The organism is Streptomyces sp. NPDC023481, assembly GCF_055560195.1.
The window spans coordinates 172,505-194,862 of sequence record NZ_JBVHJE010000007.1 but is presented as its reverse complement, the minus strand read 5'-3'; the positions used below and the strand labels follow the sequence as shown (position 1 = coordinate 194,862).

Here is a 22,358-nt window from a genome sequence, read left to right as displayed (position 1 = left end):
GGCCGGGACCGTAGGGACGCAACCTGTCACCGGGCCCGGAGACGGCTGTGCGCGCCGATCGTCAAGAGCGAGTCAGGACAGATCGGCGCGCACCGCGGTCGCGCTACTTCGGCTGCGGCTTCCTGACGCTCAGGTGCAGCTCGCGCAGGCGGGACTCGTCCAGCTCGGTCGGGGCGCCCATCATCAGGTCCTGGGCGTTGCCGTTGAGCGGGAACGCGATCGTCTCGCGGATGTTGGGCTCGTCCGCGAGGAGCATGACGATGCGGTCCACGCCCGGGGCGATGCCGCCGTGCGGCGGGGCGCCGAAGCGGAACGCGCGGAGCATGCCCGCGAACTTCTCCTCGACGGTCTCCCGGTCGTACCCGGCGATCTCGAAGGCCTTGAGCATGATCTCCGGCTCGTGGTTCCGGATCGCGCCGGAGGACAGCTCGACACCGTTGCAGACGATGTCGTACTGCCAGCCCAGGATGTCCAGCGGGTCCTGGGTCTGCAGGGCTTCCAGGCCGCCCTGCGGCATTGAGAAGGGGTTGTGCGAGAAATCGATCGCGCCGGTCTCCTCGTCCTTCTCGTACATCGGGAAGTCGACGATCCAGCAGAAGCGGAAGACGCCGTCCTCGAAGTGGCCGGCGCGCTTGGCGGCCTCGACGCGGACCGCGCCCATGATCTTGGAGACCTCGTCGTACTCGCCCGCGCCGAAGAAGACGGCGTGGCCGGCGGCCAGGGAGAGGCGCTTGGTCAGCTCCGCGACGTTCGCCTCGGTGAGGAACTTCGCGATCGGGCCGGTCAGCGAGCCGTCCTCGGCCACACGCACCCAGGCCAGGCCCTTGGCGCCCTGCTCGACGGCGTACTCACCGAGCTGGTCGAAGAACTTGCGGGGCTGGCCGGAGACGTCCGGCACCGGCAGCGCGCGCACGTGCTTGCCCGCGAAGGCCTTGAACTCCGAGCCCTCGAAGACGTCGGTGACGTCCACCAGCTCCAGCTTGGCGCGCAGGTCCGGCTTGTCCGAGCCGTACTTCAGCATCGCCTCGCGGAACGGGATGCGCGGGAAGGGGGAGGTGACGTGGCGGCCGCCGCCGAACTCCTCGAAGAGCTCGGTCATGAGCTTCTCGATCGGCTGGAAGACGTCCTCCTGCTCCACGAAGCTCATCTCGACGTCGAGCTGGTAGAACTCGCCCGGCGAGCGGTCCGCGCGGGCGTCCTCGTCGCGGAAGCAGGGCGCGATCTGGAAGTAGCGGTCGAAGCCGGAGATCATCAGCAGCTGCTTGAACTGCTGCGGGGCCTGCGGCAGCGCGTAGAACCGGCCCGGGTGGACCCGGGAGGGGACCACGTAGTCACGCGCGCCCTCGGGGGAGGTGGCGGACAGGATCGGCGTGGCCATCTCGTTGAAGCCCATCGCCGCCATCTTCTGGCGCATGGCGGCGATGACCGCCGTACGCAGCATGATGTTGCGGTGCATGCGCTCGCGGCGCAGGTCCAGGAAGCGGTACTCCAGGCGCCGCTCCTCGTTGACCCCGTCCTCGGTGTTGATGGTGAAGGGCAGGGGCTGGGCCGCGCCGAGCAGCTCGACCTCGGCGACCTCGACCTCGATCTCACCGGTGGGCAGGTCGGGGTTCACGTTCTCGGTTCCACGTGAAACAACGCGGCCGTCGACGCGGACCGTGGACTCCTTGGAGATCTTGTCCAGGGTCTCGTACGCGGGGGTGCCGGGGCGGGCGACCAGCTGCGTGATGCCGTAGTGGTCGCGCAGATCGATGAAGAGGATGCCGCCCAGGTCGCGCCGATTGTGCAGCCAGCCACTCAGCCGGACGTCGGTGCCGACGTCAGAGGCGCGGAGCTGGCCGCAGGTGTGGGACCTGTACCGATGCATCGTCGTTCATCGTCCTTCGTGGTGGGGTGTTCTCCTGCCGGCTCTGCGGACCGGCCGGAACGGGCACGGGGCCCGGACCCATCAAGGGTACCGGGCACCCCCAGCCCGGCTCCCCACCATTCCCGACCGCCCGCCTACGGTGGCAGCCTTCGGTCACATATTCCTAAAGTGGGGCAATGCGCACAGGTGAGCCCCTGCCGTCCGTCGAGGACGTCCTCGCCGCCCTCGCGACCGGGCTCTGGCACTGGGACACGGCCACCGGCCTGGTCACCGTGGACGCGGAGGCGGCGCGGCTGCTCGGGCTGCCCGCCGAGCCGGCCACCCTCACCGAGGCCCAGACCCGGGCCCGCTTCCACCCGGTGGACTGGAACGAGATCACCGGCGTGGTGCGGCTGGCGGTCGCCGAGGGCACCCTCGCCGAGGTGCGCATCCGGATCATGGACGGCGACGGCGACATCCTGCGCGTGGTCCGCAGCCGGTCCAAGCCGTCCTACGACCCCGAGCGGCACGCGTACGAACTGATCGGCACCCTCCAGGAGGTGACCGAGCCGACCCCGGGCACGGCCGCCGCCCGCAGCGCGGTCACCGGGGACTGGCGTCGCTCGCGGGAGGCGTTCCTGCTGGACGCCGGCCGGGCGCTGGCGGAGGCCCGGTCGACGGCCGAGGTGCTGCGGGTGGCCGGCGGGCTGTCGATGCCGGGGTTCTCCCCGGACGGGCTGGTGGTGTTCGGGGTCGAGGGCGACCGGCTGACGGTCATCGGCCAGCACGGGCACCACCCCGGTGACATGGACTCCTTCTCGGACATGCCGCTGGCCACCGCCTATCCGGCCGCCGAGGTGGCCCGCTCGGGCCGGGCGGTGTACCTGTCCTCGCCGGAGGAGTACAAGGACCGCTACCCGGTGACCTGGCCGCTCGCCCAGCACTTCGGGCGCCGCTCGTGGGCGTTCCTGCCGCTGACGGTCGCCGGGCGCACGATGGGCGCCTGGCTGGCCGCCTTCACCCACCCCGTGGCCTTCACCCCCGACGAGCGCGCGGTCCTCACCACGGTCGCCCGGATGCTCGCCCAGGCGCTGTCCCGGGCCGGCGCCGCCGAGACCGAGCGGGAGCTGACCGAGGGCCTCCAGCGCAGCATGCTGCCGTCGCTGGGCCCCGAGATCCCGGGGCTGCGGGTGGCCGCCCGGTACATCCCGACCGGCGGCGGCCTCCAGGTCGGCGGCGACTGGTACGACATGATCCCGCTGCCCTCCGGACGGGTCGCGCTGGTCATCGGGGACGTCCAGGGCCACGACGTGCACGCGGCCGGCCTCATGGGCCAGCTGCGGATCGCGCTGCGCGCCTACGCCGCCGAGGGGCACCGCCCGGACGCCGTGCTCTCCCGCGCCTCCCGCTTCCTGCACGGCGTCACCCAGGCCACCGGCGACGACCCGGGGGCCGACCCCCGCTTCGCGACCTGCCTGTACGCGGAGGCCGACCCGCCGACCGGCCGGCTGGAGATCGCCCGCGCCGGGCACCCGCACCCGGTGATCCGGATGGCGGACGGCACGGTGATGATGCGGCCGACGGCCGGCGGACCGCCGCTCGGCGTCGACCCGGACGCCGACTACCCGACGACCCGGTTCACCCTCGAACCCGGCGAGACGCTGATGCTGTGCACCGACGGCCTGATCGAGACCGGCGGGCACGACCTGGAGAGCGGCTGGCGCAGGCTGCGCGCGATCCTGGAGGACCACGCGGGCGACCTGGAGTCGCTGGCCGACGCCCTGGTGCAGGGGGTGCACGGGCCGTCCTCGCACCACACCACCGGCCCGCTGGCCGACCGCCGCGAGGACGACATCGCGCTGCTGCTGCTGTGCCGGCCGGGAGAGGGCTGCGGCTGCGGCGACACCCTGGCGGTACGGCCGCAGGTGCGGCGCACGCTGCTGTCGGTGGCCCAGGACGAGCCGGAGCGGATCGCCGAGGCCCGCCAGCAGCTGCGCGAGCTGCTGCACGACTGGACTTCGCCCGACCAGCTGGACTCGGCGGTGCTGCTGGTCTCCGAGATGGTCACCAACGTGCTGGTGCACACGGACACCGACGCGCTGCTGCTCGCCGAGGTCACCGGCGCGGGCACCGGGCGGCGGCTGCGGGTGGAGGTCTTCGACGCCGGCGACGACCTGCCGCACAAGCGCCGCCCCGGCGAACTGGCCTCCTCCGGCCGCGGTCTGATGCTGATCGAACTCCTCGCGGACGCGTGGGGGGTGGACCCGCGCGGCGAGGGCAAGAGCATCTGGTTCGAGCTCTACGAGCCGGGGTGCCCGGAGGCCGGCGCGTCGGAGGGGCTGGTGTGACGCTCCCTCAGCTCCTGGACGACCGCGGAGGCCGCCGCGGTCAGCGGGACCGCGAGGAGCATGCCGAGGATGCCCGCGACGGATGCGCCCGCGGTGATCGTCAGCATCACCGCCGCCGGGTGCATCTGCACGGTCCGGCTCTGGATCACCGGTTGCAGCACGTGCCCCTCCAGCACCTGCACCGCGAGCACCACCCCGAGCGCCCACAGCGCGATCACGAAGCCCCGGTCGGCGAGGGCGACCAGCACGGCCACCGCGCCGGAGACGAACGCGCCGAGATAGGGGATGTAGGCGCCGACGAAGACGAGCGCGCCGAGCCCCACCGCGCCGGGGACCCGGAGCACCAGCAGGCCCACGGTGATGCACAGGGCGTCGATGAGGGCGATGAGGGTCGTCCCGCGCATGAACCCCTCCACCGCGGCGAACGCCCGGCGGGCGATGGCCTCAAGGGTGTCCGCGCGGTCGCCGGGCGCGACCGAGCGCAGGGCGGTCACGGCCCGGTGGGAGTCGCGCAGGAAGAAGAAGACGAGCAGCAGCGCGAGCACGGCCATGGCGAGGGACTCGGCGACCACGCTGACCCCGCTGACGACGTTGGACGCGGCCGTCCCGCCGAACCTGCGCAGCAGCTCACGGGAGTTGGCGGCGATGTCGTCCAGACCGGTCCCGGCGGCCCCGAAGTGCCGGGTGACCGACCTGGCGGCGGTCCGCAGCGAGGAGACGATCTGGTCGCCGGTGTCGATGAGCGCGGCGACGACGATGTACACGGCCCCGCCGACGACGGCCACGACGGCGACACAGGTCAGCCCGGCCGCCACCGACGCCTGCACGCCGGCGCGCACCAGCCGCCGGTACAGGGGCCCGAGCAGCGCGGTGCCCAGCAGGGCGAGCAGCACCGGTGTGACGGCCGTACGCAACTCCCCGCACAGCAGCACGCCGAGCCAGGCCACCGCGGCCCCGAGCAGCACCACGGCGCACCAGGCGGCGAACCGGAGGACGGGTACGGGCAGGAGTCGCACGCCTCCAGCAGATCACGGCGCACCACGGCGGTCCCGTCGCGCGAGTCCGGCCGGGTGACGTGCGCGGCTGCCGGACCGCGGCGCTCACGGGAACCGGCGCCCAGGAGGGCGCCGGTTCCCGCCGTCGGGTTCCGCCGTCGGGTTCCTTACGTCGTCAGATTCCGTTCTCGGTCATACCGTGCACCGCGGGGATGGTGCCGAGGCGGCCCTTCTGGAAGTCCTCGAACGCCTGCTGGAGTTCCTCCCGGGTGTTCATGACGAACGGGCCGTAGTGGGCCATGGGCTCGCGGATCGGCCGGCCGCCGAGGAGGACGACCTCCAGGTCCGGGGTGTGGGAGTCCTGCTTCCCGTCCGCGCGGACGGTCAGCGAGGAGCCCGCGCCGAAGACCGCCGTCTGCCCCAGGTGGATCGGGCGGTGCTCGGCGCCGACGGAACCGCGGCCCGCGAGGACGTACGCCAGGCCGTTGAAGTCCTCCCGCCAGGGCAGGGTGACCTCCGCGCCCGGCGCCAGCGTCGCGTGCACCATCGTGATCGGCGTGTGCGTGATGCCGGGACCGGCGTGCCCGTCCAGTTCGCCGGCGATGACCCGCAGCAGCGTGCCGCCGTCGGGGGAGGTGAGCAGCTGGACGGAGCCGCCGCGGATGTCCTGGTAGCGCGGGGCCATCATCTTGTCCCTGGCGGGGAGGTTCACCCACAGTTGCAGGCCGTGGAAGAGGCCGCCCGAGACGACCAGGTGTTCCGGCGGGGCCTCGATGTGCAGCAGGCCGGAGCCCGCGGTCATCCACTGGGTGTCGCCGTTGGTGATGGTGCCGCCACCGCCCTGGGAGTCCTGGTGGTCGAAGATCCCGTCGATGATGTAGGTGACGGTCTCGAAGCCGCGGTGCGGGTGCCACGGGGTGCCCTTCGGCTCCCCGGGCCGATACTCCACCTCGCCCATCTGGTCCATCATGATGAACGGGTCGAGATGGCGGTAGTGGATCCCCGCGAACGCCCGGCGCACCGGGAAGCCCTCGCCCTCGAAACCGCTCGGAGCGGTCGTGACGGCGAGCACGGGACGTGCCACCGCGTCGGCGGGAGCGCTCACACGGGGCAGCGTCAACGGGTTCTCGACGGTCACTGCAGGCATGGTCGGTACCTCCTTGGAGCGCTCACTTTAGTTGAGCGTTGAACTTCTTGTCATCCGGAACAGCGAAAGCCCGGAGGGAATTCCCTCCGGGCTCGGTGTACACGGGGCGGCCCGGGCCGGCCGCCGGGGCGCGGCTCAGCCGCCGTACATGCGGCGCATCGCGAAGTCGACCATCTGCTCCACCGCCTTCGCGTCGAACACCATCCGGTGCTCCCCCTCCATGTCCAGGACGAAGCCGTAGCCGGTCGGCAGCAGGTCGATCACCTCGGCGCCGGTGATGACGAAGTACTTGGACTCCTTGCCCGCGTACCGGCGCAGCTCCTTCAGCGAGGTGAACATCGGGATCACCGGCTGCTGGGTGTTGTGCAGGGCGAGGAAGCCGGGGGTGTCACCGCGCGGGCAGTACACCTTCGACGTGGCGAAGATCTGCTGGAAGTCCTCGGCGGCCATCTGACCGGTGGTGAAGGCACGCACCGCGTCCGCGAGCGAGGGCGGGGACGGCTCGGGGTACAGCGGCGGCTGCTGCCCGTATCCGCCGGCCATCGGCTGCTGGGGCGGGGCGTACTGCTGCTGGGCACCCACGTTCTGGTCGTAGCCGTACATGGGCGTAAGACTACTGAGAACCGGGCGAGGGGTGGGTCACAGATCCCGGGATCGGGGTTGCTTCTTATTACCGACGGGTAGCATCATCGTACCTACTTGTTGGTACGTGAACTAGCTGCGAGGAGCCAAGTGCCTCGCCGATCCCTCAACGGAGCCGTCGCCATGGGGCACTACAAGTCCAATCTCCGCGACATCGAGTTCAACCTCTTCGAAGTACTGGGGCGCGACAAGGTGTACGGCACCGGCCCGTTCGAGGAGATGGACGTCGAGACCGCCAAGAGCGTCCTGGAGGAGCTGACCCGCCTCTCCGAGAACGAGCTGGCCGCGTCCTTCGCGGACGCCGACCGCAACCCTCCCGTCTTCGACCCGGAGACCAACACCGCGCCCGTCCCCGAGTCCTTCAAGAAGAGCTACCAGGCCTTCATGGACTCCGAGTACTGGCGGCTCGGCCTGCCCGAGGAGATCGGCGGCACCACCTCGCCCCGCTCCCTGATCTGGGCCTACGCCGAGCTGATCCTGGGCGCCAACCCGGCCGTGTGGATGTACTCCTCGGGCCCGGCGTTCGCCGGCATCCTCTTCGAGGAGGGCAACGAGGTCCAGAAGCACATAGCCAAGGTCGCCACCGAGAAGCAGTGGGGCTCCACCATGGTCCTCACCGAGCCGGACGCCGGCTCGGACGTGGGCGCCGGCCGCACCAAGGCCGTGCAGCAGGAGGACGGCTCCTGGCACATCGAGGGCGTGAAGCGGTTCATCACCTCCGGTGAGCACGACATGTCGGAGAACATCCTCCACTACGTGCTCGCGCGTCCCGAGGGCGCCGGCCCCGGCACCAAGGGCCTGTCCCTCTTCCTCGTCCCGAAGTACCTCTTCGACTTCGAGACCGGCGAGCTGGGCGAGCGCAACGGCGTCTACGCCACCAACGTCGAGCACAAGATGGGCCTGAAGGCCTCCAACACGTGCGAGATGACCTTCGGCGACAAGCACCCCGCCAAGGGCTGGCTGATCGGCGACAAGCACGACGGCATCCGCCAGATGTTCCGCATCATCGAGTTCGCCCGCATGATGGTCGGCACGAAGGCGATCTCCACGCTGTCCACCGGCTACCTGAACGCGCTGGAGTACGCCAAGGAGCGCGTGCAGGGCCCGGACCTGGCCAACTTCATGGACAAGACCGCGCCCAAGGTCACCATCACCCACCACCCCGACGTGCGCCGCTCGCTGATCACGCAGAAGGCGTACGCGGAGGGCATGCGCGCCCTCGTCCTCTACACCGCCTCCATCCAGGACGCCATCCAGCTCAAGGAGGCGAACGGCGAGGACGCCTCCGCCGAGGAGGCGCTGAACGACCTGCTGCTGCCCATCGTCAAGGGCTACGGCTCCGAGAAGGGCTACGAGCAGCTCGCCCAGTCGCTGCAGACCTTCGGCGGCTCCGGCTTCCTGCAGGAGTACCCGATCGAGCAGTACATCCGGGACTCCAAGATCGACACCCTCTACGAGGGCACCACGGCCATCCAGGGCCAGGACTTCTTCTTCCGGAAGATCGTCCGCAACCAGGGCGCCGCGCTGAACTCCCTCGCCGAGGACATCAAGAAGTTCCTGGCGCTCGGCACCGGCGGCGAGGAGCTGGCCGGCGCCCGCGAGCACCTGGCCAAGGCGGCCGTGGAGCTGGAGGCGATCGTCGGCCTGATGCTGACCGACCTCGCCGCCACCGAGCAGGACACCAAGAACATCTACAAGGTGGGCCTGAACACCACCCGCCTGCTCATGGCCTCCGGTGACGTCGTCGTCGGCTACCTGCTCCTCAAGGGCGCCGCGATCGCCGCCGAGAAGCTGGAGACGGCCTCCGCGAAGGACAAGGCCTTCTACACCGGCAAGATCGCCGCGGCGAAGTTCTTCGCGGCGAACGTCCTGCCCGGCGTCACCCTCGCCCGCAAGGTCGCCGGCAGCGTCGAGCTGGACCTCATGGAGCTGGACGAGGCCGCGTTCTAGCCCGCCCGGACGTTCTGGACGTCCCCGCCGATTCCTCGCACGGGCCCGCTCTCTTTCCGGGAGCGGGCCCGCGCACGTCGTTAAGGTGAATCCATGAGCGCACCAGCCCGCTTCGACCGCGGCCACACCGACGACCTGATGTCCTTCCTGGCGGCGAGCCCGTCGCCGTACCACGCCGTGGCGAACACCGCCGAGCGGCTGGAGAAGGCAGGCTTCCGGCAGGTCGCGGAGACGGACGCCTGGGACGCCGCGGCATCCGGCCACGGCGGCCGGTACGTGCAGCGCGGCGGCGCGATCGTGGCCTGGTACGTGCCCGAGGGCGCCGAGCCGCACACCCCCTTCCACATCATCGGCGCCCACACCGACTCCCCGAGCCTGCGGGTCAAGCCGCGCCCGGACAGCGGGACGCAGGGCTGGCGCCAGGTCGCCGTGGAGATCTACGGCGGGCCGCTGCTCAACTCCTGGCTGGACCGGGACCTGGGCCTGGCCGGGCGGCTGTCGCTGCGCGACGGCTCCTCGGTCCTGGTCAACGTGGACCGGGCGCTGCTGCGGGTGCCGCAGCTCGCCATCCACCTGGACCGCTCGGTCGGCGAGGGGCTCAAGCTGGACAAGCAGCGGCACCTGCAGCCGGTGTGGGGCCTCGGCGACGACGTGCTCGACGGCGACCTCATCGCCTTCCTGGAGCAGGAGGCCGGGCTGGCGGCGGGCTCGGTGGCCGGCTGGGACCTGATGACGCATCCGGTGGAGCCGCCGGCCTACCTCGGCCGGGACCGGGAACTGGTCGCCGGCCCGCGCATGGACAACCTGCTGTCCGTGCACGCCGGTGTCGCCGCCCTCACCGCCGTCGCGTCCTCCGGCACCCCGCTCGGCCACATCCCGGTGCTGGCCGCCTTCGACCACGAGGAGAACGGCTCCCAGTCGGACACCGGCGCGGACGGCCCGCTGCTCGGATCGGTGCTGGAGCGCTCGGTGTTCGCGCGCGGCGGCTCGTTCGAGGACCGGGCGCGCGCCCTCGCCGGCTCGGTCTGCCTGTCCTCCGACACCGGTCACGCGGTGCATCCCAACTACGCCGAGCGGCACGACCCGACGCACCACCCGCGGGTCAACGGCGGCCCGATCCTCAAGGTCAACGTCAACAACCGCTACGCCACGGACGGTTCGGGCCGCGCGGTGTTCGCCGCGGCCTGCGAGAAGGCGGACGTCCCCTTCCAGAGCTTCGTCTCCAACAACTCCATGCCGTGCGGCACGACCATCGGCCCGATCACCGCGGCACGGCACGGCATCCGCACGGTCGACATCGGCGTGGCGATCCTCTCCATGCACAGCGTGCGCGAACTGTGCGGCGCCGACGACCCGTTCCTGCTCGCGAACGCCCTGACGGCCTTCCTGGAGGGCTAGTCGGGGCCTCGCCGGGTACCCGCACGACACCGGAGACTCCGGAACCGGAAGGGGAGGCGAGGTCTCATGGGGCTCGGCGGATGCATCATCCTCATCGCCGTAGGGGCCATTCTCACGTTCGCGACCGACTGGCACATGCAGGGCGTCAACATCACGGTCGTCGGCCTGATCCTGATGGCCGTCGGCCTGATCGGGGTGGCGACCTTCAGCGGCATCGCGCGCCGCCGCCGCGTGGTCGTACCGCCGACGCCGGTGGTGGAGGAGGAACCGCGCCACCACCGCGTCGACGGCTACTCCGACGGCTACGGCGTCTGAGGGGCCGCCTCCTGCTCGTCCAGGCCCGCCAGGACGAGCGGCAGGCGGTCCGCCCCGCCCTCGGTCAGGCGGAGCGGGACGCCCCAGTCCTGCTGGTGGACATGGCAGGCCGGGTACTCGTTGGCCGGGTCGTCGTCGCAGGAGGCCGCCATCGCGGAGACGTGCAGGACGCCCTCGGTGACGGCCGGGTTCAGCTCCAGCTCGCGGGAGAGGTCCGTGTCCGCTCCGTCGCCCTTGAGCAGCAGCTCGGGCGGCGTCGAGGACACCAGCAGCCGGGTCGAGGGGCCGTAGCGCTGGTCCAGCTTCTGTCCCGCGGGCGCCTGGAAGATCACGTCCAGCCGCAGCCTGCCCGGAGCGACCTCGGTCGCCGCGCGCCGGGTGCGGTGGGCTACCGACTCCACCCGTACCGCCTCCTCCGGCAGCCGCAGCCGGGTCAGCCGGTGCCGGGCCGACTCCACGACCACGATGTCCTCCCCGGCGAGCACGGCGTCGCTGGGCTCGCGCAGGTCCGTGGCGAGGGTGGTGACCTCGCCGGTCGCCGGGTCGTAGCGCCGCAGGGCGTGGTTGTAGGTGTCCGCAACGGCGACCGAGCCGTCGGGCAGGGCGGTGACGCCCAACGGGTGCTGCAGGAGTGCCTGGTCCGCGGCCCCGTCCCGGTGGCCGAAGTCGAACAGGCCGGTGCCGACGGCGGTGTGGACGTGCCCGTCGAGGTCCACCCAGCGCAGGGCGCTGGTCTCGGAGTCGGCCAGCCACAGCCGCTCCCCGGTCGCCGCGAGGCCGGAGGGCTGGGCGAACCAGGCCTCGGCGCCGGGCCCGTCCACCAGGCCCTCGTTGGTGGTGCCCGCGGCCACGGCGACGGTCCGGGTGGCCGGGTCGTACGTCCACAGCTGGTGGACGCCGGCCATGGCGATCCACACCCGGCCGCCGAAGACCGCCACGTCCCACGGCGAGGAGAGGTCCACCTCACGGGCCGGCCCCGAGGTCGCCGAGCCCTGCCACCACTGGGTGCCGGTGCCGGCCAGGGTGGTCACCTCGCCGGTGGCCGGGTCCAGCCGGCGCAGGGCGTGGTTCACGGTGTCGGCGACCACCACCGAGCCGTCGTCGAGGAGCGCGAGGCCCTGCGGCTCGTTGAAGGACGCCTCCTCCCGGCCGCCGTCGGCGAACCCGCGCGTGCCGGAGCCGATGCGCCGTACGACGGTCTCGGCGTCCTCGGCCAGTTCCACCAGCTGGTGCCGGGTGGTGTCGCTGACCAGGAAGTGGCCGGACGGCAGGAGCAGGGCCTTGCCGGGGAAGCGCAGGGTCGTCGGCTCGGGCTCCGGCGGGACGTACGGCCCGTCGCCCCGGCGCAGGGTGCCCTTGGCCTCGTGCTCGGCCTCCAGCTCGGTCACCAGGCGCTTGATGGCGTGCACATGCCCCTCGCCGGCGTGCTGGGCGACGACGTACCCCTCGGGGTCGATCACCACGAGCGTCGGCCAGGCGCGGACCGCGTACTGCTTCCAGGTGGCCAGCTCCGGGTCGTCCAGGACCGGGTGCTCCACGCCGTAGCGCTCCACGGCGTCCACGACGGCCTGGTGCTCGGCCTCGTGCACGAACTTCGGCGAGTGCACCCCGATCACCACGAGCGTGTCCCGGTGCTCGGCCTCCAGCTCGCGCAGCTCGTCCAGGACGTGCAGGCAGTTGATGCAGCAGAAGGTCCAGAAATCCAGGACGACGATGCGTCCGCGCAGGTCGGCAAGGGTGTACTGCTGGTCTCCCGTGTTCAGCCAGCCGCCCTTGCCGATCAGCTCGGGGGCGCGTACTCGGGCGCGTCGGGGTGCGGTGTCGGTCATGGATCCAAGGGTGCCACCCGTGGCCGACAACCGTTCGAGTGCCTGTGGACAACTGCGATCGGTCCTGGTGGACGAGGTGGTGATGCCGGTGAGGGCCGCGGTGACCATCACCTTGCCGGTCTGCCCCGGGACCGGCCGGCAGGCGAGCTGCCGGCCGTACCGGTGGGACCACGGCGCTCTGTCCCGCCCCGCCTACTTGAGCGCCGTACCGCCCGCGTCGTGGTAGGCGATCGTCTTCCTGATCAGGTTGCCGCCGTCGGACTCGACCGACGTCTGCTCCTCCTGCCCCGCGCCGAAGAGCAGGCCGGCGACGTGCGCCTGCGCCACCTGGTCCATGTGCGCGAAGAACCAGTCCACCTTGTCGTCCTTGTAGTGGTTGCGGGTGTTGTTCTGCGCCATGTTGCCCACCGGGATCTGCCACAGGACCACCGGCTTGCCCACGGACTCGGCCATCGTCCGGTAGAACTTGAGCGAGGCGGCGGCCTTCTGGTCGGTCCAGAAGTCGTCGTGGCCGCCGTGGGCCGGCTGCGCGTACCAGCCCGCGTCGCGGTCCGACACGTCGGCGACCAGGAAGTCGGCGTTCCGCGCCCCGAGGCTCGCGTAGTCCTTGACGCACCCCTGCGTGTTGCTCTGCCAGTCCCAGCAGGAGAGGTGCATGCCCACAGTGGCGTTCGGCGCGTAGGTGTGCGCCATCGAGACCAGGCAGCGGGTGAGTCCGGCGGCGCTGTTCTCCTGCGCCGCGCAGTCGGTCGGGTTCGCGCCCGAGACCTGCGCGGGGACCTTGTGCGGATCGCCGAGCGACCGGACGTAGCCCCAGAAGTCGGGCTCCAGGTCGATCATGTCGTGCGACGTACCGATCTTCTGCAGGAAGAACCGGTAGTCGTTCATGTACCGGGTCAGCAGGTCGGTCCTGTTGATGGCCTTGACCTCGCCCGGACCGTCGCCCGATCCCGCCAGGTCCCCGAGGTCGCGCAGGGAGTACCAGGTCCAGAAGAACCTCTGCGGGCGCGACCTGCCCTGGTAGGTCGCCTTGGCCACGTGGTCGTCCGACCAGGTCACGTAACTGCCGGGCGCCGTCGTGTCGCCGCCCCAGCAGCCCCACCAGCTCGACCAGGCGGCCTGGCAGAGCGATGCCGAGTAGTACGACGCCGAAGGGGCGGGCCGGCTGTGCACATAGGCGTAGCGCACGTCGAACGGCGCGGCGGTCGCCGACGCGTCGGACATCGACCCGCCGACGAGCACCGTACTGCTGCCCATGAACCGCGTCGCCGAGCCGCCGCCACCGGGCGCGGGGGACGACTGGGGCGTGCCGACGGACCCGGCCGGGACGAGTTGCCACTGCTGCTCGGCGCCGCCCCGGTCACGGTCCTGGACCACGGCGGCCCCGTCGGTCCTGGCGGCCCTCTGGACGCCGACGGCCATGCCGCTGTGGTGGTTGATCAGACGAACGTGGCCACCGGACGACTCGGCCAGTTCGAACTGCTGGTTCGCGCCGTTGTGGTCGCTCCACTGCACGAGGTCGGAGCCGGCGCTCTTCGACCAGTCGCGGTCGTCCAGCACCTTGCCGGAGGTCCGGTTCTGGAGCCGGTAGTAGCCGTCGCCCGCCTCGATGAACCGCCACTGCTGGTTGGCCGCGCCGGTGCGCGCCCACTGCACCACCGCCGCGCCGTCGTTCGTGGCGAAGGCGCGGTCGTCGAGGGCCTTGCCGCTGTTGCGGTTGACCAGCACGTACCACTTCTTCAGGTCCAGGGTGTCCGCCGAGGCCTGGCTGACCACCACGGCGGAGCCGGCCACGACCACCATGACGAGGGCCGCCCAGAAACCCCGGCGCGCGAGCAGCCGGCGGCCACGGTGCTTCGGGCGGCCGGCGCGGGACGCCTCCGATGGCGTCGGCGGCCCGGGGACATGTCCGGGTTCTCGTTCAAGGGACACGCCTGTTCTCTCTTTCGTCCGTCGCGTCTGGCCGGACCACCCGGCCCGACACCACCCAGTGGTCCGCGGGGCCGGAAAGGTTGCCGCCCAGCCGCGGGTTTTCTCCGCTACCGGGGCTTCGCTCACCGCCTTCGGGACGGAACACGGTGTTTCCGGGAGAATCGGCCGATGTCGGGGAAGCATGACCCGTATGAGATTCCTCGTGCGCGACCGGATCCTCGGCATCGGTGACGACTGGTGGATCGAGGACGAACACGGCCGGAAGGTGTACCTCGTCGACGGCAAGGCGATGCGGCTGCGCGACACCTTCGAGCTGAAGGACGCCCAGGGGCGGGTCCTGATCGACATCCACCAGAAGATGCTCGCCCTGCGCGACACCATGGTGATCGAACGGGACGGCGAGCCCCTGGCCCGCATCCGGCGCAAGCGGCTGAGCCTGCTGCGCAACCACTACCGCGTCTCACTGGTGGACGGCACCGAACTGGACGTCAGCGGAAAGATCCTGGACCGCGAGTTCGCCGTGGAGTACGAGGGCGAACTCCTCGCGGTGATCTCCCGCCGCTGGCTGAGCATCCGCGACACCTACGGCGTGGACGTCGTACGGGACGACGCCGACCCGGCGCTGCTCATCGCGGTGGCGGTGTGTGTGATCCACCTGTCCGAGAAGGAGGGCGAGGAGGACTGATCCGGAGCCGGCTCCGGATCAGCGCCTGCGGTGGGGCGTGTCCAGGCCGAGCACCCGGTCCTTGAGCGCCGGGAACTGTTCCCGGGTCGCGGCGGCCTTCGCCGGGTCGAGGTCCACGGTGAGGACCTCCTCCGCGGAGCCGGCCTCGGCGAGCACCTCGCCCCACGGATCCACCACGATCGAGTGACCCGCCTGGGGAACTCCGGCGTGGGTCCCGGCCGTTCCACACGCGAGCACGAACGCCTGGTTCTCCACCGCCCGCGCCTGGGCCAGCAGCGTCCAGTGCGCGCGTCGCCGCTCGGGCCAGCCCGCCGGGATCACCAGCATCTCGGCGCCGGCGTCGACGAGTCCGCGGAAGAGTTCGGGGAACCGGAGGTCGTAGCAGGTGGCCAGGCCGAGCGTGGTCCCGGGCAGCGGGACCGTCACCAGGTCCCGGCCCGCGCCCATCAGCACCGCCTCGCCCTGGTCGAAGCCGAAGCGGTGGATCTTGCGGTAGGCCGCGGCCAGTTCACCGGAGGGGGAGAAGATGAGAGACGTGTTGTAGAGGGTGGTCTCGTCCGCGGCGGAGCCGCTGCCGGCCGGTGCCCGTTCGGGAAGGGAGCCCGCGTGCAGCCACACGCCCGCGTCGCTCGCCGCCTTGGCCATCGCCTCGTACGTCGGCCCTTCGAGCGGCTCGGCCTCCCGGCCGAACTCCTCGTAGGCGAAGGCCCCGGTGGTCCACAGCTCGGGCAGGACCACGAGGTCGGCCCCGCGCTGCTCCCGCACCAGCGCGGCCGCGCGGCGGCGCCGGGAGTCGACCGGTTCGTCCTCGTCCACGGCGATCTGGATCAGCGAGGCGCGCACACTACCACCGTCCTGGCATTGGAGTCGTCCACACAGGCCTACGATCGTCACACGAAAGCACTGCCGGGGTGCCTCTCAGCAGCGTAACTTAGCCTCCCGAGACACCCGCCGAAGTGCAGCCGCCGCCCACTGGCAACGCCGCCACAACCCGCCCGTGTACCGACCGCCGAGGGGTCCCGTTCCGTGAGTCTGCATCCCACCCTCCAGCCCTACGCCGACGCCTGGACGCACTCCATCGAAGCGATATCCGAGATGGTGCAGCCGCTCGTCGAGGGTGAGTGGAACCGGCGGACACCCTGCCCCGGCTGGTCCGTGCGGGACATCGTGTCCCATGTCATCGGCATGGACTGCGAGATGCTCGGCGACCCGCGCCCCATCCACGCCCTGCCGCGCGACCTGTTCCACGTCACCACCGAGCACCAGCGCTACATGGAGATGCAGGTCGACGTCCGCCGTCACCACACGTCACCGGAGATGACGGCCGAGCTGGAGTACACGGTCATCCGCCGCAACCGCCAGCTGCGCAACGAGTCGCGGGACCCCGCCACCCTGGTGCGCGGACCGCTCGGCACCGAGATCACCCTGGAACAGGCCTACCGCAACCGGGCGTTCGACGTGTGGGTGCACGAGCAGGACCTGCGCGCCGCCCTCGGCCGCCCCGGCAACCTGGACTCGCCGGGCGCGTACGTCGCCCGGGACGTGCTGCTGGAGGTGCTGCCCAGGGTCGTCGCGCACGACGCGAACGCCCCGCGCAGCTCGGCGATCGTGTTCGACGTGCACGGGCCGGTGGAGTTCCTGCGCACGGTCCGCGTCGACATCCAGGGCCGCGGCACCGTGGAGACCGTCCCCGCGCTCGGTCCCGCCGCCACGCTCACCCTCGACTGGGAGACCTACGTCCGCCTGGCCTGCGGCCGGGTCGGCGCCGAGGCGGTGGCGGACCGGGTGAAGACGGAGGGCGACCAGGACCTGGCGGCGGCGATCCTGCGCCACTTCGCGGTGACCCCGTAGGACGGGCGCCCGCGGCCGCGGCACCGGACCCTCAGGCGGGGACGTGCACCGTCTCCACCCGGCTGGCCACCAGCCGCTCCCGCTCCCGCCGGGCCGCCCGCCCCCGCAGCCGCAGGATCTGGCTGATCCCGAGCGCCTGGAGCACGAACACGACGCTGAACGCCACGGTGTAGTCGTCCCCGGTCGCGTCCAGCAGCACGCCGATCGCGAACAGGGTCGTCATGGAGGCGACGAAGCCACCCATGTTGGTGATGCCGGACGCCGTGCCCTGACGCTCGGGCGGGTTGGCCGGCCGGGCGAATTCGAAGCCGAGCATCGACGCCGGACCGCACGCGCCGAGCACCGTGCACAGCACCAGCAGCAGCCACATCGGCGCGTGGTCGCCGGGATAGGCCAGCGTCGCCGCCCACAGCAGCGCGGTGGCGCCGACCGTGCCCAGCGCCAGCGGCAGCCGCGCCCCGTGGTGCCGGGCGACGATCTGGCCGTAGACCAGCCCTGTCACCATGTTGGAGAGCACGACGAGGGTGAGCAGCTCGCCGGCCGTGGCGCGGCTGAGGCCCTGCGCCTCGACGAGGTACGGCAGGCCCCACAGCAGCAGGAACACCATCGCCGGGAACTGGGTGGTGAAGTGCACCCACAGGCCCAGCCGGGTGCCCGGCTCGCGCCAGGCCGCGGCGATCTGCCGGCGGACGTAGGCCGCGCCCCGGTGCGGGGACGGCTCCGGCTCCTGGCCCTCGGGGTGGTCCTTCAGGAACAGCAGGGTCAGGACCAGGACGACCACGCCCGCCAGCGCGCTGCCCGCGAACGCCGCCGTCCAGCCGATACCGTGCAGCAGCCGGGCCAGGACCAGGGTGGAGACCAGGTTGCCCGCCATCCCGACCAGGCCCGCGAACTGCGCGACCAGCGGCCCGCGCCGGGCCGGGAACCAGCGGGAGCCGAGCCGCAGCACGCTGATGAACGTCATCGCGTCGCCGCAGCCCAGCAGCGCGCGGGAGGCGAGCGCCGTGCCGTACGAGGGGGAGAAGGCGAAGCCCAGCTGCCCGGCGGTGAACAGGACCGCCCCGATGCTCAGCACCTTCTTGGTGCCGAGGCGGTCCACCAGCAGGCCGACGGGTATCTGCATGCCCGCGTAGACCAGCAGCTGGAGGATGGAGAACGTGGACAGGGCCGAGGCGTTGACGTGGAAGCGGGCGGCCGCGTCGAGGCCGGCCACGCCCAGGGACGTCCGGAAGATGACGGCGACGAAGTAGACCGCCACACCTATGGACCACACGACGACCGCCGGGCGACCGCCCGGCGGGTCCCCCGGAAGAGTGGTGGCGTTGCGCGCCGGAGCGCTCATCGGACCTCACCCCGCGCGAGGTGCGAGAACCAGCCCACATGCCGGTGGACGATGTCCACGGCCGCCTCCGCGTCCCCGGCGCGCAGCGCGTCCAGGATCTTCCCGTGCTCGGCGAGCGTCTTGGCGATCCGGTCGGGGTGGGAGTGCATGACGGCCACGCCCATCCGCAGCTGGCGGTCGCGGAGCTGGTCGTAGAGCCGGGACAGGATCTCGTTGCCCCCGCTGCGCACGATCTCGGCGTGGAAGCAGCGGTCGGTGATCGCGGCGGCGGCCAGATCACCGGCGGCGGCCTGCGCCTTCTGCTGCTCCAGCAGCTCGGTCAGCCGCTCCAGCAGGCCCGGCGGCGCGGGTACGGCCTTGCGGGCCGCGTGCTCCTCGACCAGCAGCCGGGTCTCCACCACATCCGCGATCTCCTGCGCGGAGACCGGCAGGACCAGGGCGCCCTTCTTCGGGTACAGCCGGATCAGGCCCTCGGCCTCCAGCCGCAGCAGCGCCTCCCGGACGGGGGTGCGCGAGACCCCGACGGCCTCGGCCAGCTCGCCCTCGGTGAGCAGCGCCCCGCCCTCGTAGCGACGGTCGAGGACACCCTGCTTGACGTGGGCGTACACGCGGTCGGCGGCGGGGGGCGGCTTGAGGGACTGCGGGGCGGGCTGCTCGACGGCCGTGTTCATGCCCACAGCATAGATACAACACGTACGCAAGGGACACTGTCGTCCATCATGCGGACGTGACGAGGACCCCGCCGAAGCGGCCGCACAACCTTCTGTGCTACTTACGTGTCACACCCATGCGGCACCCTTCCGTTGCCAGCTCAACTAGGCCGCACCCCAGGGGCATTCACGACATTCGAGGTATATCACTTTGATTACCGGCATCCAGGGCATCCGCCTCCGCCGAGCCGCCGCCGTCGCCGTCACCTCCGGCGCGCTGCTCGCCACCGGCGCCCTCACCGCTGCGCCCGCGCAGGCCGTCACCGCGCCCTCCATCGTGGCCAAGGGCGGCTACGTGATGAACAACGCGAACGGCTCGACGCTGTACACCAAGGCGGCGGACACCAAGCGCTCCACCGGCTCCACCACCAAGATCATGACCGCCAAGGTGGTCCTCGCGCAGTCGAACCTCAACCTCGACGCCAAGGTCACGATCCAGAAGATCTACAGCGACTACGTCGTCAAGAACAACGCCTCCCAGGCGCACCTGATCGTCGGCGACAGGGTGACCGTCCGTCAGCTGCTGTACGGGCTGATGCTGCCGTCCGGCTGCGACGCCGCGTACGCCCTCGCCGACAAGTACGGCTCCGGCTCCACCACTTCCGCGCGGGTGAAGTCCTTCATCGGCAAGATGAACACCGCCGCCAAGAACCTGGGCCTGAAGAACACCCACTTCGACTCGTTCGACGGCATCGGCAACGGCGGCAACTACTCGACGCCGCGCGACCTGACGAAGATCGCCAGCAGCGCGATGAAGAACTCCACGTTCCGCACGATCGTCAAGACGAAGTCGTACACCGCGAAGACGGTCACCAAGTCGGGCGGCACCCGCACGATGGCCGCGTGGAAGAACACCAACGGGCTCCTCAGCAGCTACAGCGGCACCATCGGCGTGAAGACCGGCTCCGGGCCGGAGGCCAAGTACTGCCTGGTGTTCGCCGCCACCCGGAACGGCAGGACCGTCATCGGCACCGTCCTCGCGTCCACCTCCATCACGCAGCGCGAGACGGACGCGAAGAAGCTCCTCGGCTACGGCTTCGCCAAGCTCGGCTGACATCTCCTCACCTCCGGAAGGGCCCGTCGCGGAAAGCGGCGGGCCCTTTCCGCTCCCCCCGGAGTCATCCCCCATATGGTGCTACTGTCATTAGCACCATGTTGCTGCGTCTGGACCAGACCGACACCCGCCCCCTGCACACGCAGGTGGCGTCGGCGATCCGGCGCGCCGTCGCCGACGGCGAGTGCCGCGCGGGCGACCGGCTGCCCTCGGCCCGCGATCTCTCCGCGGCCCTGGACATCAACGTCAACACCGTCCTGCGCGGCCTGCGCGAACTGCGCGACGAGGGCCTGCTGGAGTTCCGCCGGGGCCGGGGCATCACCGTCGCCGAGGGCGCGGCCCGGCGCTCCGGCCTCCAGATCCGGGTGCGCGAGCTGGTAGCCGAGGCATCCCGGCTGGGCTACAGCCGTACCGACCTCATCGACATGATCCGGGGGACCTCATGACGCACGGGCACGCCGGGAACGAGGGGCACGGCAGGGAGCCGGACGGCCCCGGCGACGGCCGAGGCGGGGGCCACGGGAAACCACCCGCCCAGGGGGGCACCCACCGGGGCCGGGCCGCGCGCTGGGCGCTCGCCGGCTCGACCGTGGCCGTCACGGCCGTGCTCGCCGGCCTGCCCTGGGTCGCGCACGACCGGCTCCCCGACCGGCTGGCCACCCACTGGAGCGGCGGTGACGTCCCCGACGGCTCGATGCCGCTGTGGGCGGCCTCCCTGTTCCCCGCGGGCGTCTGGCTGGTGACCGCCCTCGCGGTGACCGTGCGTCGGCGCCGCTCCCGGCCCGCCGTGCGCCCCTGGCGGGCCATCACGCTGGCGCCCGCCGGCGCGGCTCTCGTCGGCGCCCAGGTCTGCGTCATCCGGGCGAACCTCGACCACACGGACTGGCACACGGCCCGTCAGCCGGCCCTCGGTGTGGTGGCGGTGCTGGCCGCGACGGCGGTCGCCCTCGTGGTGGCCTGGTGGCTGACCACCCGGAACACCGCCGCACCGGCCACCGCCACCCCCGCGCTGGACCTGCCCGCGGGCGAGCACCTGGTGTGGTTCTCCCGCGCCGCCAACCCCTGGCTGGGACTGCTGGCGGCGGCGGCCGGCCTGATCGCCGCCCTCGCGCTGGTCGCCCTGGCCGCCGATCTGGCGGACCCCGCCGTGCTGTGGCCGGTGTGCGCGGCGTGCACGGCCACATCGCTCGCCGGCGCGGCCTTCTCCTCGGTCCGGGCGACGGTGTCGGAGGCCGGCCTGGAGGTGGCGTTCGGTCCGCTCGGCCGACCCGTGCGCCGCTGGCCCCTGGCCGCCATCGAGTCCGCCCGGGCCGAGCCGCGGCTGCCGTCCCAGGTCGGCGGCTGGGGCTACCGTCTCAGCGGCCTCGGTACGACGGTGATGCTCCGCGCCGGTGACTGCCTGGTCGTACGCCCCCGGGGCCGGCGTACCGACTTCGCGGTGAGCGTGGACGACGCCGAGCGGGGCGCCGCCCTGCTGAACGCGCTCCGCGCCCGGCAGCCCGGCTGACACCCGCGAACCGGCGGGCCTGGACGAGACCGCCTCACGACAGCTCGTCGTAGGTCTTGAAGGTGTACGAGGCGTCGTACGCCATCAGGTTCCCTTCGGCCGCCGGGAGACCGAGCCGTCGGTCGAGAGCCCGGTCGAGCGGTCCGCAGTGGGCGGCGGCCGGGGCGCTGAACGTGTCGTCGTATGCCGAGAACTCGATCACCGGCGGGTCCTGGGACACCCACTTGGAGGGGCCCGAGCGCTTCAGCTGGAAGTCGACGGGTGCGCCGGCCCCGATCACGCAGTCGTGCGACAGCAGCGGCCCCAGGAGGCGGAAGCGCAGGCTGAACTGTCCGGTGTAGAAGTCGGACCGGCCGCCGTACTCCGCGTGTATCGCCATCGCCAGGGCCGGCACGTGTTCGCCTGCCGGGGTTCCGGTCAACCCTCCCGGCACGGGTGTGGGCGCGCTGTGCATCGCCCCCCACACCTGCCCCTTGCTGCCGTCCGGCAGGGGCCCCTCGGCGTGGGTCATGGTGATCGGGGCGAGCGTCACCTTCATCTTGCCCAGCGTCAAGCGCGGCGAGGCGGTGTGCACTTCGCATCGCCAGCGAGCCGCGTCGACACCGTCGGGCAGCGGAGGGCAGTCACGGAAGCCGGCCGCCGACGCGCCGGCGGAGCGGGGCGCGGAGTAGGCGACGCCCGGCGCGGCCACCGCGGCCGCACCGACGAGGACGGTGGCGCCCACCACGGCGGCGACACGGCGGGCGGCACCCTGACGGGCGGTGACGGAAGCGGGAGGGACGGCAGCGGATTTCGTCATGTCACCAG

The 22,358-nt window shown here is 71.7% G+C and carries 19 protein-coding genes; 9 read left to right on the top strand and 10 right to left on the bottom strand.

The window, feature by feature from the left end:
* Positions 1 to 103: 103 nt before the first annotated feature.
* Positions 104 to 1,867: an aspartate--tRNA ligase gene (aspS, locus tag ACZ3ZD_RS16840; protein ID WP_467397600.1), complete on the bottom strand. Its 1,764-nt coding sequence runs from the start codon at positions 1,865 to 1,867 to the stop codon at positions 104 to 106.
* 176 nt (positions 1,868 to 2,043) lie between these two features.
* Between aspS and ACZ3ZD_RS16835 the strand changes: the two genes are divergently transcribed.
* Complete coding sequence (locus ACZ3ZD_RS16835; RefSeq protein ID WP_467397597.1) at positions 2,044 to 4,194, top strand: SpoIIE family protein phosphatase; 2,151 nt, start codon at positions 2,044 to 2,046, stop codon at positions 4,192 to 4,194.
* Here ACZ3ZD_RS16835 and ACZ3ZD_RS16830 read toward each other — a convergent pair.
* The 3 genes from ACZ3ZD_RS16830 to ACZ3ZD_RS16820 form a co-directional block, all read right to left on the bottom strand.
* Complete coding sequence (locus tag ACZ3ZD_RS16830; protein ID WP_467397595.1) at positions 4,146 to 5,210, bottom strand: AI-2E family transporter; 1,065 nt, start codon at positions 5,208 to 5,210, stop codon at positions 4,146 to 4,148. The genes ACZ3ZD_RS16835 and ACZ3ZD_RS16830 overlap by 49 nt on opposite strands.
* A gap of 154 nt (positions 5,211 to 5,364) precedes the next feature.
* Positions 5,365 to 6,336: a pirin family protein gene (locus ACZ3ZD_RS16825; RefSeq protein ID WP_467397593.1), complete on the bottom strand. Its 972-nt coding sequence runs from the start codon at positions 6,334 to 6,336 to the stop codon at positions 5,365 to 5,367.
* A 135-nt stretch (positions 6,337 to 6,471) separates the two neighbouring features.
* Positions 6,472 to 6,939 (bottom strand): SseB family protein, encoded by a 468-nt coding sequence (locus ACZ3ZD_RS16820; protein ID WP_467397590.1) that lies wholly within the window; start codon positions 6,937 to 6,939, stop codon positions 6,472 to 6,474.
* A 162-nt stretch (positions 6,940 to 7,101) separates the two neighbouring features.
* On the opposite strand from ACZ3ZD_RS16820, the gene ACZ3ZD_RS16815 reads away from it, so the two are divergent.
* The 3 genes from ACZ3ZD_RS16815 (at position 7,102) to ACZ3ZD_RS16805 (ending at position 10,641) form a co-directional block, all read left to right on the top strand.
* Positions 7,102 to 8,928, top strand: coding sequence for an acyl-CoA dehydrogenase (locus ACZ3ZD_RS16815; RefSeq protein ID WP_467397870.1), 1,827 nt, complete (start codon positions 7,102 to 7,104; stop codon positions 8,926 to 8,928).
* Between the two features lie 93 nt (positions 8,929 to 9,021).
* Positions 9,022 to 10,326: a M18 family aminopeptidase gene (locus tag ACZ3ZD_RS16810; protein WP_467397588.1), complete on the top strand. Its 1,305-nt coding sequence runs from the start codon at positions 9,022 to 9,024 to the stop codon at positions 10,324 to 10,326.
* A 66-nt stretch (positions 10,327 to 10,392) separates the two neighbouring features.
* Positions 10,393 to 10,641: a DUF6458 family protein gene (locus ACZ3ZD_RS16805; RefSeq protein WP_467397586.1), complete on the top strand. Its 249-nt coding sequence runs from the start codon at positions 10,393 to 10,395 to the stop codon at positions 10,639 to 10,641.
* Here ACZ3ZD_RS16805 and ACZ3ZD_RS16800 read toward each other — a convergent pair.
* Positions 10,629 to 12,470, bottom strand: a complete 1,842-nt coding sequence (locus ACZ3ZD_RS16800) for a thioredoxin-like domain-containing protein (protein WP_467397583.1) — start codon at positions 12,468 to 12,470, stop codon at positions 10,629 to 10,631. The two genes, ACZ3ZD_RS16805 and ACZ3ZD_RS16800, sit on opposite strands and share 13 nt — an antisense overlap.
* A 192-nt stretch (positions 12,471 to 12,662) precedes the next feature.
* Positions 12,663 to 14,402 (bottom strand): RICIN domain-containing protein, encoded by a 1,740-nt coding sequence (locus ACZ3ZD_RS16795; protein WP_467397581.1) that lies wholly within the window; start codon positions 14,400 to 14,402, stop codon positions 12,663 to 12,665.
* A gap of 190 nt (positions 14,403 to 14,592) precedes the next feature.
* Between ACZ3ZD_RS16795 and ACZ3ZD_RS16790 the strand changes: the two genes are divergently transcribed.
* Positions 14,593 to 15,087 carry an LURP-one-related/scramblase family protein gene (locus ACZ3ZD_RS16790; RefSeq protein ID WP_467397578.1) on the top strand — a complete coding sequence of 165 codons (495 nt, stop codon included), beginning with the start codon at positions 14,593 to 14,595 and terminating at the stop codon, positions 15,085 to 15,087.
* Positions 15,088 to 15,105: 18 nt separating this feature from the next.
* On the opposite strand, the gene ACZ3ZD_RS16785 is transcribed toward ACZ3ZD_RS16790, so the two are convergent.
* A complete protein-coding gene (locus ACZ3ZD_RS16785; RefSeq protein WP_467397576.1) occupies positions 15,106 to 15,930 on the bottom strand; it encodes a carbon-nitrogen family hydrolase in 825 nt (274 codons plus the stop codon).
* A gap of 183 nt (positions 15,931 to 16,113) precedes the next feature.
* Between ACZ3ZD_RS16785 and ACZ3ZD_RS16780 the strand changes: the two genes are divergently transcribed.
* Positions 16,114 to 16,938, top strand: a complete 825-nt coding sequence (locus ACZ3ZD_RS16780) for a maleylpyruvate isomerase family mycothiol-dependent enzyme (protein ID WP_467397574.1) — start codon at positions 16,114 to 16,116, stop codon at positions 16,936 to 16,938.
* Between the two features lie 31 nt (positions 16,939 to 16,969).
* On the opposite strand, the gene ACZ3ZD_RS16775 is transcribed toward ACZ3ZD_RS16780, so the two are convergent.
* Entirely contained in the window at positions 16,970 to 18,280 is a 1,311-nt protein-coding gene (locus ACZ3ZD_RS16775) for an MFS transporter (RefSeq protein WP_467397571.1), read from the bottom strand.
* Positions 18,277 to 18,951 carry a GntR family transcriptional regulator gene (locus ACZ3ZD_RS16770; protein WP_467397569.1) on the bottom strand — a complete coding sequence of 225 codons (675 nt, stop codon included), beginning with the start codon at positions 18,949 to 18,951 and terminating at the stop codon, positions 18,277 to 18,279. The genes ACZ3ZD_RS16775 and ACZ3ZD_RS16770 overlap by 4 nt, the downstream gene beginning before the upstream one ends.
* Positions 18,952 to 19,141: 190 nt before the next feature.
* Between ACZ3ZD_RS16770 and ACZ3ZD_RS16765 the strand changes: the two genes are divergently transcribed.
* The 3 genes from ACZ3ZD_RS16765 to ACZ3ZD_RS16755 all read left to right on the top strand — a co-directional run bounded on the left by ACZ3ZD_RS16765 (position 19,142) and on the right by ACZ3ZD_RS16755 (position 21,551).
* A complete protein-coding gene (locus ACZ3ZD_RS16765; RefSeq protein WP_467397566.1) occupies positions 19,142 to 20,044 on the top strand; it encodes a D-alanyl-D-alanine carboxypeptidase family protein in 903 nt (300 codons plus the stop codon).
* 98 nt (positions 20,045 to 20,142) lie between these two features.
* Positions 20,143 to 20,490, top strand: a complete 348-nt coding sequence (locus tag ACZ3ZD_RS16760) for a GntR family transcriptional regulator (RefSeq protein ID WP_467397565.1) — start codon at positions 20,143 to 20,145, stop codon at positions 20,488 to 20,490.
* A complete protein-coding gene (locus tag ACZ3ZD_RS16755) occupies positions 20,487 to 21,551 on the top strand; it encodes a DUF1648 domain-containing protein (protein WP_467397562.1) in 1,065 nt (354 codons plus the stop codon). Before ACZ3ZD_RS16760 ends, ACZ3ZD_RS16755 begins: the two co-directional genes overlap by 4 nt.
* A 34-nt stretch (positions 21,552 to 21,585) precedes the next feature.
* On the opposite strand, the gene ACZ3ZD_RS16750 is transcribed toward ACZ3ZD_RS16755, so the two are convergent.
* The gene (locus ACZ3ZD_RS16750; RefSeq protein ID WP_467397560.1) at positions 21,586 to 22,350 is read right to left on the bottom strand and encodes a hypothetical protein; all 765 of its coding nucleotides are present in this window, start codon (positions 22,348 to 22,350) and stop codon (positions 21,586 to 21,588) included.
* Between the last annotated feature and the right edge of the window lie 8 nt (positions 22,351 to 22,358).